Genomic DNA, 15,055 nt, shown 5'->3' with positions numbered 1-15,055 from the left:
GCCATTGAGCCTCGCGGCGCCGACACGGAACGGCCGCGCGCAGCCGCGGAGGACCGGCTTGGGGACAGAGCCGGGATTGGGGACAACCCGGAAATTCGTCGCCGAGCGAACCCTCGTGCCGCCGCTTGTTCACGCGTCGCGGCGGGCGAGTTCGGCCAGCATCGCGTTGTAGGCCGCGAGATCGGCGTCCTCGTCGCGGTCGGCCGCCCGGTCCAGCCGCCTGGCGGTGCGATCATCGCTGCGTTTCCACTGGATCAAGAGCGCGAGCATCACGATCACCAGCGGCACCTCGCCCGCCGCCCAGGCGATACCGCCGCCCGTGCGCTGATCGCCCAGCAGATCCGTGTGCCAGCTCAGCTGCAACGACCGGTAGAACGTCTCGCCGAGCACCGTCTTCATGCCCATCAGCACCACACCGAAGAACGCGTGCAGCGGCAGCGAGGCGAACACCATCGCCAGCTTGCCCAGCTGCGGCAACTGCCGGGGTGCCGGATCGATGCCGATCACCACCCAGTAGAAGAGGTATCCGCTGAGCAGGAAGTGGAGGTTCATCAGCACGTGAGCGGCGTGGTCGTCGACCGCGGCGTCGAAAAGGCCGCCGAAGTACAGGCCGTAGAAACCGGCGACGAACACGATCGTCGCCACGATCGGATGGGTCAGGAAGCGCGACACCCGCGAGTGCAGCGCCGCCAGCAGCCACTCCCGCGCGCCGGGCGGCGCCCCGCGGCCCGCGGTCGGCAGCGCACGCAGCGCCAGCGTCATCGGCGCGCCGAGCACCAGCAGGATCGGCACCAGCATCGACAGCAGCATGTGCGCCACCATGTGCACGGAGAACATCGCGGGCATGTACCGGCCGACACCCGACGACGTCGCGAACAACAGTGCGGCGCAGCCACACATCCAGGCCAGCGTCCTGCCGACCGGCCACGCATCGCCGCGGCGCCGCAGGCGACGCACTCCCAGCAGGTACACCAGTGCCAGCACGACGGCGGCGGTGCCGAAGATCAGATCGAACCGCCAGTCGAACAGGATGCGCGCCGCCGTGGGCGGTCCGGCGAAGTCGTAGCCGATCGCCACCTCCGTCGGGCTGGGTTGTTCCCGCAGCGGCGGAGGAGGCGTGCGGCCCAACCCGACCGCGATGCCGAACGTCACACCGAACACCGCCGCCTCGACCAGCGCCAGCCGGATCAGCGGGCCACGGGCGGTGGCGTCTCGTTGCAGCGCACGCACCGCGACGCGACGCTGCCGCCAGCCCAGCACCCCGAGCGTGGCCAGCGCCACGGCCTTGCCGACGACCAGCCAGCCGTATTCGGTGCGCAGCAGATCGGCGGGCTGAATGCGCACCAAAGCATTGATCACGCCGCTGACGGCCATCACGACGAAGCACCACAGCGCCAGCGCCGAGAACCGGCGCGCGGCCAGGTCGGCGTGCGCGCCGCCGCGCAGCGCGTGTACCAGCAGGGCGAGCAGGCCACCGGCCCATAGCGCGCCGGCGCCCAGGTGGAACAGCAGGCTGTTGGTGGCCAGGTCGTGGGCGCCGCCGCTCGACGAGTGTCCGGTCAGGCCGAGTGGGACCAGGGTGAACAACGCACCTGCGAGCAGCACCGGTGTCCAGGACCACCGCAGCACGGGAAGGCTCACGACGGTCAGCGACGCCGCGATCGCCGCAGTCCACATCCATGCCCCGGCGATGTCGATGTAACCGATCACCTGCAGCACATCGAGCGGGTTGAGGTGTTCGAACACCGGTTGCCCCGACACGTCGGAGACGGTCAGCGGCACAAGTAACGCCGCACACACGGCCCAGATCGCCGAGGCGCCCGTGCCCAACCGCAAAGCCCGGTAGCCGTCGGCGTCGAGGACGCCGGTGGACTGCGGCGGAGTCAAGAACGCCGCGAACAGGAAACTCCCGACGGCCGTGACGGCGGCGATCTCCCCGGCGGCGCGGATGAACGGCAGGCCGTAGGTGGTGACGGGCCCCGGGTTCGGCAGTCCCGTCGCGGTCAGGGCGTCGGCCAGCGAGAGTGCCGAGATGCCTGCGGCGACGGCGCCGGCCAGCACCGCGACACCGACGAGCACCGGCCACACCGCGCTGGTGCGCACGCTCGATACCGTCGCCATACCTACCAGCGTATGGCCAGCACCGGCGCCCCTACGGCTGGGCGCGGCGCTGGGCCTCGCGAGCGAGAAACTGTTCGAGGGCGATGCGCTCGACGGTATCCATGTCGCGCAACACGGCGCGTAGTTCATCGCGGAACGCGGTGCGCCGCTCGACCAGGTCGGGCCCCGGTCCGAGCAGACCCTGATCGGCGACCACCTGCCGCGCGGTCGCGAACAGCAGGGCGGACACCGCTTCGGTGCTACGCACCCGGCCCTGGGCGGCGTACTGGTTGCCCAGACCCAACGCCCGTCGCGTCAGTTCCTTCTCGTCGATCTCGGCGGGCGCGTCGCGCAACACGTCGGCGACGATCTCGTAGGCCTCGAAGAACGGCCGCAGCATCGCACCGGCCAGCAGCGGCTGCTTGGTCCGCAGCAGCGCGTCGACCCTCTCGCCGCCCGCCGACACATCCTGTTCCCAGCCGTCATGCCAAGACATCTCCTCGGCGACGTGTTCGCGGAACGCGGCCGAGTCGGCGAAGTAGAAGTCGAACTTCAGCAGGTCCCGCAGCCGCATCACCTGCGACCAGAAGGCGTCCAGCCGATCCGGCTCCGCGCACCCGGCGTGCGCGAGCGCGAGTTCGACGAGCGAGGTCTCCAAAAAGGCGTCGATGAGCGTGTTCCGATAGAACGCCGCCTCGTGTTCGTCCTCCGGCGCGATCCGCCACACCGGCTGCCGGCCGCCCTCGACACAGGTGACGGGATGCCGGTTCGACAGCGCGTCGAGCGCCGCCCGGACCCCGTCGGGAGTGCGTAACCGCAACGCGCTGTTGGTCATCGGTGTCTGCTTGCGCTCCAGATAGTCCAGCGAGTCCTGCAGCGTGTGATGGATCTGGGCGAGCGTCAACGCGACACCCCGGGTGGTGAGCAGCAGCGCCGACACCAACGCCGTCGCGTTGACCGGCGTCGCCCGCAGAATCCGCCAGGACACCTCGAACGCCATCTTCTGCAACGCGAGCCGTTTCGCGGCCTCGTCGGTGGCCATCGGCCCGTGCGGGGAACCGAGGTATTCGCGCATCGACACGGCCTCGGGAAACCGGACGTAGATCTTGCCGTAGTTTCGCTCGCCCTGCGCCTTGATGAAGTTGTACATCCACGACAGGCTCTCGGGGGTCTTCTCCCCGCCTCGGGCATAGGCGGCATACTCGGCCGTCTCGTGCAACTGGTCGAAGCTGATCGACACCGGCTGCAACAGGATGTCCTCGCTACGATCGTCGAGGTAGGCGTCGGCGACATAGGCCAGCAGACCGAGCTTGGGCGGCAACATCTTTCCGGTGCGCGACCGGGTGCCTTCGATCGACCAGCTCAGGTTGAACCGCTTCTCGACGATGTAGCCGACGAACTGACGCAGCACGTACTTGTACACCGGGTCGTCGAGTTTGCGCCGCAGGAAGATGACGCCGGAGTGGCGCATGAGCGGGCCCATCAAACCGAACGACAGGTTGATCCCGGCGAAGGTGTGTACAGGTGGCAACCTGTTCTCCTGCATGGCGACCGGCACGATGACGCCGTCGAGGTAGGACCGGTGCGAGAAGAGCAGGACCGCCGGATGGTTCTCCAGGTTGCGGCGCATCGACTCGACCTCGGCGCGGTCGTAGTCGATGTTCGGGTCGAAGCCGCGGCTGAAGATGGCCCGGCCCAGCGACGGGATCAGGTCCACCGAGAACCGGCTCCATCCGGTGGACAGCTCGTCGAGCATCTCCCCGGCCTGCTCCAGCGTCGCACCGGGCAGCTTCTCGAGACCCTCGCGGAATCGGGCCGACGCCAACAGTTCCGGCTTGATCAGCCGCGGGGACTTGTACTCGGGACCCAGCAGCCGCAGCTCCACGCGTTCGATCGCCAAGACGGCGCGCCGGATGACGAATCGCGCGAACTCGCGGGCGTTCTCGGCTGTGGTGGTGTCGGCCCACTGCTGTCGCAGTTCGGACACCTTGGCCGGTTCACCGGCTACGATGCGCGCCCGGGTCGGGTCGCGGCGCAGGATGCGCCGTTGCAGTATCTCGGGCGGCCGGTACGTATCGCGCCCCGACAGCAGCGCCACCACCTTCGACCGGGTGGGCAGGCCGCCCGGTATCCAGAACACCCGGACCGGCACCACCGAGCGGTCGTCGTCGGCTTCGAGTTCGGCCACGAGTTGGGCCAGCACCGCCGGGGGCGGATCGTCGTGGGGCAACCGCAGCACGTCGACCTTGGAGCCGGGATTGTCCCGTCGCTGGCGGTCCAGCCAGTCGTCGATCATCTCCTGTTCGGCGGGCGACGACACCGACGCCAGCACCAGCGCGTCACCGGTCGGAGTGAAGGGGGCGTAGTAGTCGATGGAGGGTTTCACGGCCGGCCCTTTGCCGCAGGCCGCGCCTTGGCCGACTTCGACGCCGACTTCGATGTCGACTTCGACGCCGACTTCCTGGTCGCCGCCTTGGCTGCCGGCGGCTTGTCCGCCGCACTCGAAGCGGGCTTGTCGGCCGACTTCTTGGCCGCCTTCTTCGCGCCCTTCTTCGCCGCCTTCTTCGCCGGCGTGCGTTTCCGGGTGTAGAGCTCGGGCAGGCGCAGCTCGTCGTGCGGCCAGTCCTTGAGCGTGTCGAGGTAGAGCTGGCGGACTTCCTCGATCCGTTCGGGCAGGTTGTCGTGCGTCCAGCCGTCGACCGGGATCGGTGGATAGACCACCACGTCGACCGTGCCGGGGTTGAAGGTGCTCGAGTCGCGAGCGGCGATGACCTCGGCGTTGCGAATGACGATGGGCACGACCGGGATTCCGGCCGACATCGCGATGCGGAACGGACCCTTCTTGAACGGGCCCACCTCGGTGGTGTCGAGGCGGGTGCCTTCCGGCGCGATGAGAATCGACAGCCCCTTGCGCGCCAGTTCCTCGACCTTCTTGAGGCCCTCGACCGCCTTGCGCGGATCCTCGCGGTCGATGAACGCCGCGTCCATGATCTTGCCGAGAGTGCCGACGATCGGGTCTTTCTCGAGTTCCTTCTTGCCGACGGAGGTGAACCCGCTCTCGACCAGCCTGCCCGCGATCAGCGGGTCGGCCTGGTTGCGGTGGTTGAAGAGGAAGACCGCAGGCCGCTCCTTGGTCAGGTTCTCCTCGCCGAGCACGTTGATGTTGATGCCGATCGTGGTCATCAACGTCCGGCCGAATGTCGAAGTGAAGAAGTCGACACCGGTTCGCTTGTTGCGGGTCAGCAGGCCCAGTCCCACGGCACCGGCCGCGATCGGCGCCATCGACGCGATACCCACGGCGGTGCGCACCTGCGAGATCGGGCTGGCCCCACTGCGACTGGTGAAGCGAAGCACCGGCCAGCCGCGCTTGGCCGCGACGGCGGCGAGCTTGCCCGCCGGGTTGGTCGGTCGGGGATTGCCGACCAGGTACATCAACGCGACGTCTTCGTCGCCGTCGGCGTAGAAGTAGCTTTTGGACAGGTCGACGCCGTTCTTGGCCGAGAAGGCCTGCACCGCCCTGGCCTTGCCCGGCCCCCAGATGACCGGCCGCAGGACCTCACCGGTGAGCCGCCCGTGTTCGTCGATTTCGAACTTGTTGCTCAGGACCTTGTCGATGCCGAGGAAGCGGGCGACCGGTTCGACCTGAACGGTCAGCGCCGACGAGCTGAGCACCACAGTGTGACCGCGAGCCATGTGGGCACGCACCAGTTCTCGCATCTCCGGGTAGATCCGGCTGACGATCTTCTGAACGAAGAGCCGTTCGGCGAGTTCGTCGATGTCGTCGAGGGAATTGCCGCGCAGCATCCGGGCACCCTTGCCGATGAGGTCCTCGAACTCCGAGCGGCCGAGTTGGTGGTTGAGACCGGCCTGCACCATGCCGATGAACTCGCCGACCGACATCTGCCTGCGCCGGAACCGCTCCTGCGTCATGACGATTCCGGTGAAGCCGGCGACCAGCGTGCCGTCGAGGTCGAAGAACGCCCCGACCTCGGGGCCGGCCGGGCTCGCCTCGATCTCAGCGACCGAGCCGGGTAGACGCATGGTGCGCCGGGACTGGCCGTTCTCCGAAGTCATTGCGCTGCACTCCCATTGGATGAGGTAACCGGCGATTCGACATCCGCGGTGAACGAGGCGGGCTCGGCGCGCGCCGTACCGCCGAGGGCGAGCACCTCGTCGAAGCCCACCAGCAGACAGCGCGCCCACAACGGTTGATCGAGGATCGCGGCGCGGTCATACCGGGTCGTCACCGTGCAATAGCCCGAACGTGAGACCAGCACCACCATCATCGCCACCCCCGGCAGCGGGCCGAGCCCGTACTGCCGCAGCACTTTCGCGCCCGCAATGAAGGTGTCGCCGGCATACACCGGCACATTGCTCGCCTGGACATCGGAGTTCACGATCGAGCCCGCCATGGACTCCAGAACCGCATCGGGCAGCAGGCCGATCACCGGCGCGACGGCGCCCACCATGTCGATCGCCTGTTCCTCGCGCTTACTGGTCATCTGCGAGCGGATGTTGTGGATGCGGATCTCCGGATCGGTGAGCCCGATCGGTGCGGCGAGGTTGACGCCGGCGAACCGGTTGCCGCCCGCGGGGTCGGCGTCGGAGCGCAGGTTGACCGGCACCGCCATCGGCAGGGTGTCGACCGGCACCCCCATCGCTTCGTGGTAGAGGCGCAACGCGCCGCACAGCCCGGCCAGATAAGCGTCGTTGATCGAGCCGCCACCCGCCTTGGCCGCACGGTGCAGGGCACCGAACTCGATGTCGATCGCCTCGCTGCGCGTCGACAGGCTGCGGCGGCGCAGCAGCGGCGACGGGTCGGCGACCGGGCCCAGCACCCGCGCTCCCGACATGGCGTATCCGACGACACCGCTCAGCCGGGAGATCGGATCGCGAACCACCGAGTTCGCGACATGTGCCGCACCGAAGAGGGCATGGCGCACCCGACCCACGACCGTGCCGGGTATGCGGTTGATGCCTTGGCGCATCAGGTCGTTGGGCGACAGATCCTGCGGGATCGGCAGCGGCGGCACCTCCTGCGGCGGCGGGTCGCGTTCGAGGTCGTAGAGGTTGGCGAACATCTCCACACCCCCCACCCCGTCGGTGACGGCGTGGCTCAGATGCACCACCATGGCGGCCCGGCCGTCGGCGAGCCCCTCGACGAGGGTCGCCGTCCACAGCGGGCGGGAGATGTCGAGCGGCGATTGGGCGGCCACCTCGGCGAAGTCGAGAACCTGCCGGAACGTGCCCGGCTCGGGGACGCGGATACGGCGCAGGTGGAAGTCGAGGTTGAAGTCGGGATCGACGACCCACCGCGGCGCCACGGTCGGCAGGGTGGGCGTGACGACCTTCTGCCGCAGGCGCAGGACCTTGCGCGAAGCGTTCTCGAACTTGGCCCGGAACGTCTCCCAGTCCGGCGCACAGTCCAAGATCTCGAGCGTCATGATCCCCGAGCGGGTCCGCGGGTTGGCCTCACCGCGATGCAGAATCTGGTCGAGCGGGCTGAGTTCCTCGGGCATGCCCGCCGCGTCGAGTTCCGGCACGTCGCTCATTGGCCGTCGCTACCTCCCTGCCGTCGAACCGATGATCACCACGCTAGTCCGCTGCCCGTCGGCGCGAGAGCCCTTTAGTGGCTGTCGCGGGGCGGCGGACACTCACGGGCCGGATACACTTCGCACCGCTGCCTCCGTAGCTCAGCGGATAGAGCAGCCGCCTTCTAAGCGGTTGGTCGCAGGTTCGATCCCTGCCGGGGGCGCTCGGTGCCGGCACTCCGCGCCCGTCGATACTTGTCCCGATGCCCGCCAACCACGTCGACCACCGACTCAGCCCGCTGCCGGAATCCGGCTACGTCTACCGCACCGCGTGGCGGGTCGCGACCGGCGACATCGACGGCGACCTACATTTGCGCTTGGACAGTGTGGCGCGCTACATCCAGGAGGTCGGCGCGGAGAACCTGGTCGACGCGGGCGAAGCCGAGGATCACCCGCACTGGCTGGTGCAGCGCACCGTCATCGACGTCATCGAGCCGATCGAGTTCCCGACCGAAGTGTCGTTCAGTCGCTGGTGCTCGGCGCTGTCGACCAGGTGGTGCACGATGCGCGTCGATCTCGTCGGCAGCGACGGTGGCCGTATCGAGACCGAGGGCTTCTGGATCGCGATCAACAGCAAAACGCTGACGCCGCAGCGGGCCTCGGACAGCCTGATCGCGCGGTTCGCCACCACCACCGACGAACACCGCCTCAAGTGGCGGCCCTGGCTGAGAGACCTCGACAGCGCCGGGGAGGTCACGCCCTTCCCTTTGCGTCGCACCGACATCGACATCTTCGAGCACGTGACCAACACCGCCTACTGGCACGCCATCCACGAGGTGACGGCGCAGGCGCCCGACGTGTGCCGGGCTCCCTACCGCGCGGTCGTGGAGTACCGCAGGCCCATCCGCTACGGCGAGGACGTCACGATCCGCTGGGCGCGACGCGAAGACGGCGTACACATCGCGCTGGCCGTCGACGACGACGTGCGCGCGGGCGCGCTGCTGCGCAAGCTCTGAGCACGGCGCGGCCGTCGATGACCTCGCGTACCATTTCCTGAAGGGACAGCGCGTTTGCTGCACGACGGCGCGGGAGGGGACGAGGCCATGGCGAGGGCCGGTGAAAAGCGGGCGGGGCGATGGGCGATGACCGCCGCCGCGGCCGGGGTCGCGACCGCTGTCACGGGGGTCGCCGCGACGATGCCCGGCTCCATCTCGGCGTCGCTGGTCGACTTGTCCGCCCTGATCGTCGTCGGCTCCTCGACCAACCCGAGCGGTGCAGGCGTCGAGAGCTTCTTCGGCGGCAAGTTCGCCGACCCGGTCTACACCGGTCCCAGCGGCGACGACATCGTCTATGTGAACTTCTTGACCGGCCCGTTCGGCATCCAACAGGCCCTCGACGCCAACGCCGGCGAGCCGAACCTCGTCCTGGCCTCCGGCTGGGGAGCGGCCAATGCAAGTTTGCTGGTACTTGGGGATCGGGCCGACCTCGACCAGACGGTGTTCATCCTGGACAACGACGTCGCCCGTCCCGACGGCGGGTTCGGCACCCGCTATCCGTGGTTCGCGCTGATCGGCGTGAACCCCATCCCCACCCCCAGCGATGTGCCCGCGTCGGCCGCCGTGAACATCGGCTACCAGTACGACTACAACTCCAACGCGCCCGCCGACGTCCTGAACCCGATCGCCGCGGTCAACTCGTTGGTCGGTTACCTCTACACCCGACTCAACCAGGCCGAGGTCGATCTGCCCGTCAACGCCGACGGCTCGCCCTCGGTGTCGTGCAACGCCAATACGTGTGCGCTCACGGTGGGCGGCGCCGTGCTCGACTGCGCCGACGCCCGCTGCAGTTCACCCACCGACCGGATCACTGCCTATGTCACCCAACGTGACAACACCACCTACGTGACCTACACCGTCGAGGAACTGCCGCTGACCCGGTTGATCCGCGACGTCTTCGGTGACCAGCTCGCCGACCTCGTCGGGCCGCTGTTGAAACTGGCCGTCGACTCGGCCTACTACGGCGGCAACCCGATCCCGAGGGATCCGAGCGCCTACCGTCCCGCGCGGTTGATGCCATCGCCCGCGGAGCTGGTGGCGACGGCGACGAAGATCCCCGGCGCCATTCAGGAGGGCTTGGCGGCCATCTCGTCACCACCCCCGCCGACGACGCCGCCCGAAGCCACGACGACCGCCGTGACCGCTACCAGGACCGGCGCCAACGACGACGACTCCGACGCCCAGTCGAGGCCGCAACTCGACCTCGTGCGCACGAGCGCGAAGGCGGTGCCCGGCGAGATCGCCATCATCGATCCCGACGAGCGCTCGGACCTCGCTGCCACCGAAGAGGATTCGAGCGCCGACCTCGGTGCGGCCGACTCGAGCAGCAGCACCGGAGCGGATCCCACCGCCACCGACACGGACACCGACACCGCAACGGACCCAAGCACCGAGGCCGCCGACAGCTCCGACGATGCCTCGGGTACAAACACCGGTGACGCCGCCGCCTGATGACGTCGGGCAACGACGTCTGGGGCCGGCCAAGGCGCCAGATGCTTTCTTCGACAGCCGACGTCGGCGTAGTCGTACTTCCGATATCTGCTTGCTGTCAGCAACGCCTCGATAGACTCGTCGGCGTGAACACCCGGCGCTCCGTCGCGACCCTGGCAGCCGGCGCACTGCTGACGGGAGCGTTCGCGGCGGCACCTGCGTACGCCAACCCGCCGAGCTACGGCAGCAACGGTGTCTTCAACGTCGTGACCAACCCGCGTCCGGGGTGGACGACGGCCACCATCGAACCCGGCCGGTATCGGGTCGATCAGGCGCCGAGCATGTTTCCCTATCAAAGCGCCCTGGGCTTCTGGTACCGCTGCCACAGCTTTCCGTGCAGCCCCTACTACCCCGGCAACGTGATCGCGTCGGCGCCTGCCGACCGCAACACGCCCACCTTCGTCGACATCCTGCCGACCGACGTCGCCGTGGCACTGCACAACGTGACGCTCACGGTTGCCTGAGGGGCCGATCCACCCGGTCACTAGGCTGAGCGGGTGTCCGATCCGGTACTGGTCCACATCGAGGACCGCATCGCCGTAGTCACCGTCAACGACCCCGAGCGCCGTAACGCGGTCACCTTCGAGATCTCGGCCGCGCTGCGCAGCGCAGTCGACGCCGCCGAAGCCGACCCCGAGGTCCACGCGCTCATTGTCACCGGCGCGGGCAAGGCCTTCTGCGCAGGCGCGGACCTGAGCGCGCTCGGCGAGGCCACCGGTGACGGGCTGCGCAAGATCTACGACGGGTTCCTCGCGGTGGCCAACTGTGCGCTGCCCACCATCGCAGCGGTCAACGGAGCGGCGGTCGGCGCCGGACTCAATCTCGCGCTGGCCGCCGATGTGCGCATCGCGGGGCCGGCCGCGCTGTTCGACCCGCGCTTCCAGAAGCTGGGCATCCACCCCGGCGGCGGCGCGACGTGGATGCTGCAGCGCGCCGTTGGTCCGCAGGTGGCCCGGGCCTCGTTGCTGTTCGGCATGCGCTTCGACGCCGAGGCGGCGGTGCGGCACGGCCTGGCTCTCCAGGTCGCCGACGATCCGGTCACCGCGGCCCGCGAGTTGGCCGCCGGCCCGGCCGGTGCGCCACGCGACGTGGTCCTCGCTACCAAGGCGTCGATGCGCGCGACCGCCAATCCCGGGGTGGTCGACACCGACCAGCACCGCATCGCCGTCGACGTCGAACTCGGTCCCCAGGCCGCCTCGATCACCTCGCCCGAATTCCAACAGCGCCTCGCCGCCGCCCGGCGCCGGTGACCTAGCCGCCGTCGATCACCTCCTCGACCTCGAGACCGCTCCACACCACGTCGGCATCCACCGTGACATGCTGTGGGCGGGTCCGCGGATGCCATGTCCGGAACAGATAGTCCGCCAAGCCTTTCGCGTACGCCGAGTAGCGGGACCGCATCAGCGCCTCGGCGGTGGCGGCGCCACGCACGCCGTCGTTCAGCGGTTCGCAGCACGCGGCATACGGCAGGACGTTGCCGCCGGGACATTCGCGGTTCGACGGTGCGGCGAGATCCACGCCGCCCTACAGGTCCAGCAGCGCCGACTCCGGCGCTTCGATCAGATTCCGAAGCTCTCCTAGGAACGCCGCCACCTTCGCCCCGTCGGCGACGCGATGGTCGAAGGCACACGTCAGCGACATCGTCGGCCGGGCGACGACATCGCCGTCGACCACCACCGCTCGGGGTTTGAGCGAGCCGACGCCCAGGATCGCGGCCTCGGGATAGTTGATGACGGGCACACCGTCGTCGAGGCCGAGCGCGCCGAAGTTCGACACCGTGAACGTCGAGCCCTGGAGCTCCGCGGGTTTGAGCGTGCCCGCCCGTGCATCGCGGACCAGACGGGCCACCACCGCCGCGAGCTGGCGGGTGGTCTTGGCCTCTGCGTCGTCGACGACCGGCACCAGCAGGCCTCGCGGCGCGGCCACCCCGAAGCCGAGGTGCACCGCGGAATGCCGGTGGATCCGCGGGCCGTCGGTGGTGTCGATCCAGGTGGCGTTCAGTTGCGGGTGGTGGCCCAGCGCGATCGTCAGCAGCCGCAGGGTCAGCACGAACGGGGTGATCGGCGCTTGGTCGTCGGCTCGTGCAGTCAACAGATCTCGCAACCGCAGCAGGTTGCTGCCGTCCACCTGCACACTGGCGTGCGCATCCGGGATCTTGCTCCGCGACAGCGTCATTCGATGTGCCAGCTCGGCCTGCACACCGCTGACCGCCACCATGTCGGGCGCAGGTACCGGGCGGTCCGCCGCGGCGAGGACGTCCTCGCGGGTGACGATGCCGTCGGGTCCGGAGCCGTTCAGCGCGGCGAGGTCGACGCCCCGTTCGGCGGCCAATCTGCGCACCGGCGGCTTCGCCCGCGGTCGCGGCGATCCGGTCGGCAGCCGTCTGCTGGTGTCCATCGCGTCGTCGGCGCCGTACCCGACGAGCACCGGTGCGCGTTTCCGTGCAGGCGGTTCGGCGTCGACCGCGATCCGGACGAGCATCGCGCCGACAGCCAGGGTGTCGCCTTCGCTGCCACCCAGTTCGACGACGCGACCCGCGTACGGGCTGGGGATCTCGACCTCGGCTTTGTTGGTTTCGACGGTGCACAGCGTCTGGTTCAATGCGACGTCGTCACCGACCGCGACGCTCCACGCGGTGACCGTCGCGTCCTCCAACCCCTCACCGAGGTCGGGCACCAGGAACTCGCGAACGCTCACGGTTGCTCCAGGGTCCGCTGCACGCAGTCCAGTAGCCGGTCGACACCCGGTAGCCACAGCTTCTCCAGCCGGGCCGGCGGATACGGCGTGTCGAATCCGGTGGCGCGCAACACCGGAGCCTCGAGGTCGTAGAACAGCTCCTCCTGCAGGCGCGCGGCCAGTTCGGCACCGAAGCCGAGCGTGCGCGGACCCTCGTGCATGACGACCGCACGGCCGGTGCGGCGCACGGACTCGGCCAACGTCTCGAAGTCGAGCGGGTTCAGCGTTCGCAGGTCGAGCACCTCGATGTTCCAATCGTGCTGCTGCTCAGCCAGTTCCGCCGCGCTCAGCGCCGTGGCCACCAGCGGTCCGTAGGTGATCACCGTCGCATCGGCGCCGCTGCGGCGCACCGCGGCCCGCCCGATCGGCAGTCCCGACGTAGTGGTGTCGACGGGTTCACGGGTCCAGTACCGGCGTTTGGGCTCCAGGTAGATGACCGGATCCCGGCTGCTGATCGCCTGTCGCAGCAGCCAGTACGCATCCGACGGCGTCGACGGGCACACCACCTTCAAGCCGGCGGTGTGCAGCCAGTAGGTCTCGGTGGATTCGGAATGGTGCTCGACGGCGCCGATGCCGCCGAACGACGGGATCCGGATGGTGACCGGCATGTCGACGTCGCCGCGGCTGCGCATCCGGTACTTGGCGAGGTGGCTGACGATCTGGTCGAACGCCGGGGCGGCGAACCCGTCGAACTGGATCTCCGGCACCGGCACCAGCCCACGGATCGCCATTCCGATCGCGATCCCGACGATCCCCGACTCAGCCAGCGGGGTGTCGAAACAGCGCTCCGCACCGAATGTTTCGGTCAGCCCCTCGGTCACCCGGAACACCCCGCCGAGCGTCGCGACGTCCTCGCCGAAGACGAGCACCCGGTCGTCGGACGCCATCGCGTCGTGCAATGCGCGGTTGATCGCCTGCGCCGTCGTGAGCGTCGGCACGGTGGGCACCGGCCGCAGCAGCGGTCCGCGATCCTCGTCGCCGCCGTGGTAGGCGGGGCGTTCGATGATCTGCGTCATGTCAGACCTTCCCCTGCCAGTTCGGCGCGGAGTCCATCGCGTTGAGCCGCGAGGTCCGGCGTGATGTCGCGGTACACCGTGTCGAACACCTCGGCGATGCCGAACTCCTCGGCGCCGACGATCGCAGCGCGCAGGTCGGCGCGCAGCCGTGCCGATCTGGTCCGCACCCGTTCCTCGAGCCGGTCGGTCCACACCCCGATCGATCCCAGGTAGACGCGGTAGCGAGTGATGGGGTCGCGCGCCGCCCACTCGTCGACCTCCTCGGCGGACCGGTAGCGGGTGGGGTCGTCGGAGGTGGTGTGCGGGCCCATCCGATAGGTGACGGCTTCGATCAGCGTGGGTCCGCCGCCGGCTCGGGCCCGTTGCGCGGCCTCGGCCGTCACCGCGAAGCAGGCGAGCACGTCGTTGCCGTCGACGCGCACACCCGGCATGCCGTAGCCGACGGCCCTGTGTGCGATCGACGGCGCCGCCAGTTGCCTGTCGACGGGCACCGAGATCGCCCACTGGTTGTTGGTCACGAAGAACACGCACGGCGCCCGGTACACCGCGGCGAAGTTGAGCGCCTCGTGGGCGTCGCCCTCACTGGTGGCGCCGTCGCCGAGGTAGGTCAGCGTCACCGAGTCCTCGCCGAGCCGCTGGGCCGCCATGGCCGCGCCCACCGCGTGCAGGGTCTGGGTGCCGATGGGGATGGCGATGGGCGCGACGCACTTGTCGGTGAAGCCCAGGCCGCCGTGCCAGGTACCGCGCCACACCGCTCCGATCTGCGCAGGCGTGATGCCGCGCATCAGGAAGGCGCCCAGCTCGCGGTATTGCGGGAACAGCCAGTCGGTCTTGCGCAGGCACGCAGCGGCGCCGATCTGCGCGGCCTCCTGGCCGCGGCACGAGGCGAACAACGCCAGCTCGCCCTGGCGTTGGAGGTTGACGAACTCGCCGTCGAGGTCGCGGGTGACGACCATCGACTCGTAGAGCCAGGCCAGCGTCTCGGGGGGAAGTTCTCGGCGGTACCGGGTCTCGGCGGTCGGCGTCCCGTCGGGGGCGACCAGTCGTATCGGCTCCAACGCGACCGCCTCGATCTCCCGCGAGGTCGACGCACTCGAAACGGGCCCTGCCATACCGCCTCCTGCGG

12 protein-coding genes and 1 tRNA gene are annotated in these 15,055 nt (G+C 69.1%); 5 read left to right on the top strand and 8 right to left on the bottom strand.

Going from position 1 to position 15,055, the window contains the following annotated elements:
* Positions 1-129: 129 nt before the first annotated feature.
* From K3G64_RS16945 to K3G64_RS16930, 4 genes are read right to left on the bottom strand one after another with little or no spacing between them, the layout of a single operon-like run.
* On the bottom strand, positions 130-2,121 hold the full coding sequence (locus tag K3G64_RS16945) for a cytochrome c oxidase assembly protein (protein ID WP_238885960.1): 1,992 nt from the start codon (positions 2,119-2,121) through the stop codon (positions 130-132).
* A gap of 31 nt (positions 2,122-2,152) precedes the next feature.
* Complete coding sequence (locus K3G64_RS16940; RefSeq protein WP_238885958.1) at positions 2,153-4,486, bottom strand: glycerol-3-phosphate 1-O-acyltransferase; 2,334 nt, start codon at positions 4,484-4,486, stop codon at positions 2,153-2,155.
* Complete coding sequence (locus tag K3G64_RS16935) at positions 4,483-6,174, bottom strand: HAD-IB family hydrolase/lysophospholipid acyltransferase family protein (RefSeq protein ID WP_238885957.1); 1,692 nt, start codon at positions 6,172-6,174, stop codon at positions 4,483-4,485. Before K3G64_RS16935 ends, K3G64_RS16940 begins: the two co-directional genes overlap by 4 nt.
* Complete coding sequence (locus K3G64_RS16930) at positions 6,171-7,652, bottom strand: wax ester/triacylglycerol synthase family O-acyltransferase (RefSeq protein WP_238885956.1); 1,482 nt, start codon at positions 7,650-7,652, stop codon at positions 6,171-6,173. The genes K3G64_RS16935 and K3G64_RS16930 overlap by 4 nt, the downstream gene beginning before the upstream one ends.
* A 130-nt stretch (positions 7,653-7,782) precedes the next feature.
* On the opposite strand from K3G64_RS16930, the gene K3G64_RS16925 reads away from it, so the two are divergent.
* From K3G64_RS16925 to K3G64_RS16905, 5 genes are all read left to right on the top strand, one after another.
* Positions 7,783-7,855 (top strand) — tRNA-Arg (locus tag K3G64_RS16925).
* A 39-nt stretch (positions 7,856-7,894) separates the two neighbouring features.
* Positions 7,895-8,647 (top strand): acyl-[acyl-carrier-protein] thioesterase, encoded by a 753-nt coding sequence (locus K3G64_RS16920; protein WP_238885954.1) that lies wholly within the window; start codon positions 7,895-7,897, stop codon positions 8,645-8,647.
* Between the two features lie 87 nt (positions 8,648-8,734).
* Positions 8,735-10,138, top strand: a complete 1,404-nt coding sequence (locus tag K3G64_RS16915) for a PE-PPE domain-containing protein (protein WP_238885952.1) — start codon at positions 8,735-8,737, stop codon at positions 10,136-10,138.
* 125 nt (positions 10,139-10,263) lie between these two features.
* The gene (locus K3G64_RS16910) at positions 10,264-10,641 is read left to right on the top strand and encodes a hypothetical protein (RefSeq protein ID WP_370646967.1); all 378 of its coding nucleotides are present in this window, start codon (positions 10,264-10,266) and stop codon (positions 10,639-10,641) included.
* Between the two features lie 33 nt (positions 10,642-10,674).
* Positions 10,675-11,427, top strand: coding sequence for an enoyl-CoA hydratase (locus K3G64_RS16905; protein WP_238885950.1), 753 nt, complete (start codon positions 10,675-10,677; stop codon positions 11,425-11,427).
* Position 11,428: 1 nt separating this feature from the next.
* Here K3G64_RS16905 and K3G64_RS16900 read toward each other — a convergent pair whose 3' ends face one another.
* The 4 genes from K3G64_RS16900 to pdhA are packed head-to-tail and all read right to left on the bottom strand — an operon-like array spanning position 11,429 to position 15,041.
* Entirely contained in the window at positions 11,429-11,695 is a 267-nt protein-coding gene (locus tag K3G64_RS16900) for a YchJ family protein (protein ID WP_370646965.1), read from the bottom strand.
* A gap of 6 nt (positions 11,696-11,701) precedes the next feature.
* Complete coding sequence (locus tag K3G64_RS16895; protein WP_238885949.1) at positions 11,702-12,874, bottom strand: dihydrolipoamide acetyltransferase family protein; 1,173 nt, start codon at positions 12,872-12,874, stop codon at positions 11,702-11,704.
* Positions 12,871-13,929: an alpha-ketoacid dehydrogenase subunit beta gene (locus tag K3G64_RS16890; RefSeq protein WP_238885948.1), complete on the bottom strand. Its 1,059-nt coding sequence runs from the start codon at positions 13,927-13,929 to the stop codon at positions 12,871-12,873. The genes K3G64_RS16895 and K3G64_RS16890 overlap by 4 nt, the downstream gene beginning before the upstream one ends.
* Positions 13,926-15,041: a pyruvate dehydrogenase (acetyl-transferring) E1 component subunit alpha gene (gene pdhA, locus K3G64_RS16885; RefSeq protein WP_238885946.1), complete on the bottom strand. Its 1,116-nt coding sequence runs from the start codon at positions 15,039-15,041 to the stop codon at positions 13,926-13,928. The genes K3G64_RS16890 and pdhA overlap by 4 nt, the downstream gene beginning before the upstream one ends.
* Positions 15,042-15,055 lie beyond the last annotated feature (14 nt).

Source organism: Mycobacterium sp. IDR2000157661 (assembly GCF_022317005.1).
In the GTDB taxonomy this organism is placed as follows: domain Bacteria; phylum Actinomycetota; class Actinomycetes; order Mycobacteriales; family Mycobacteriaceae; genus Mycobacterium.
This window is presented reverse-complemented; position numbering and strand designations above follow the sequence as displayed.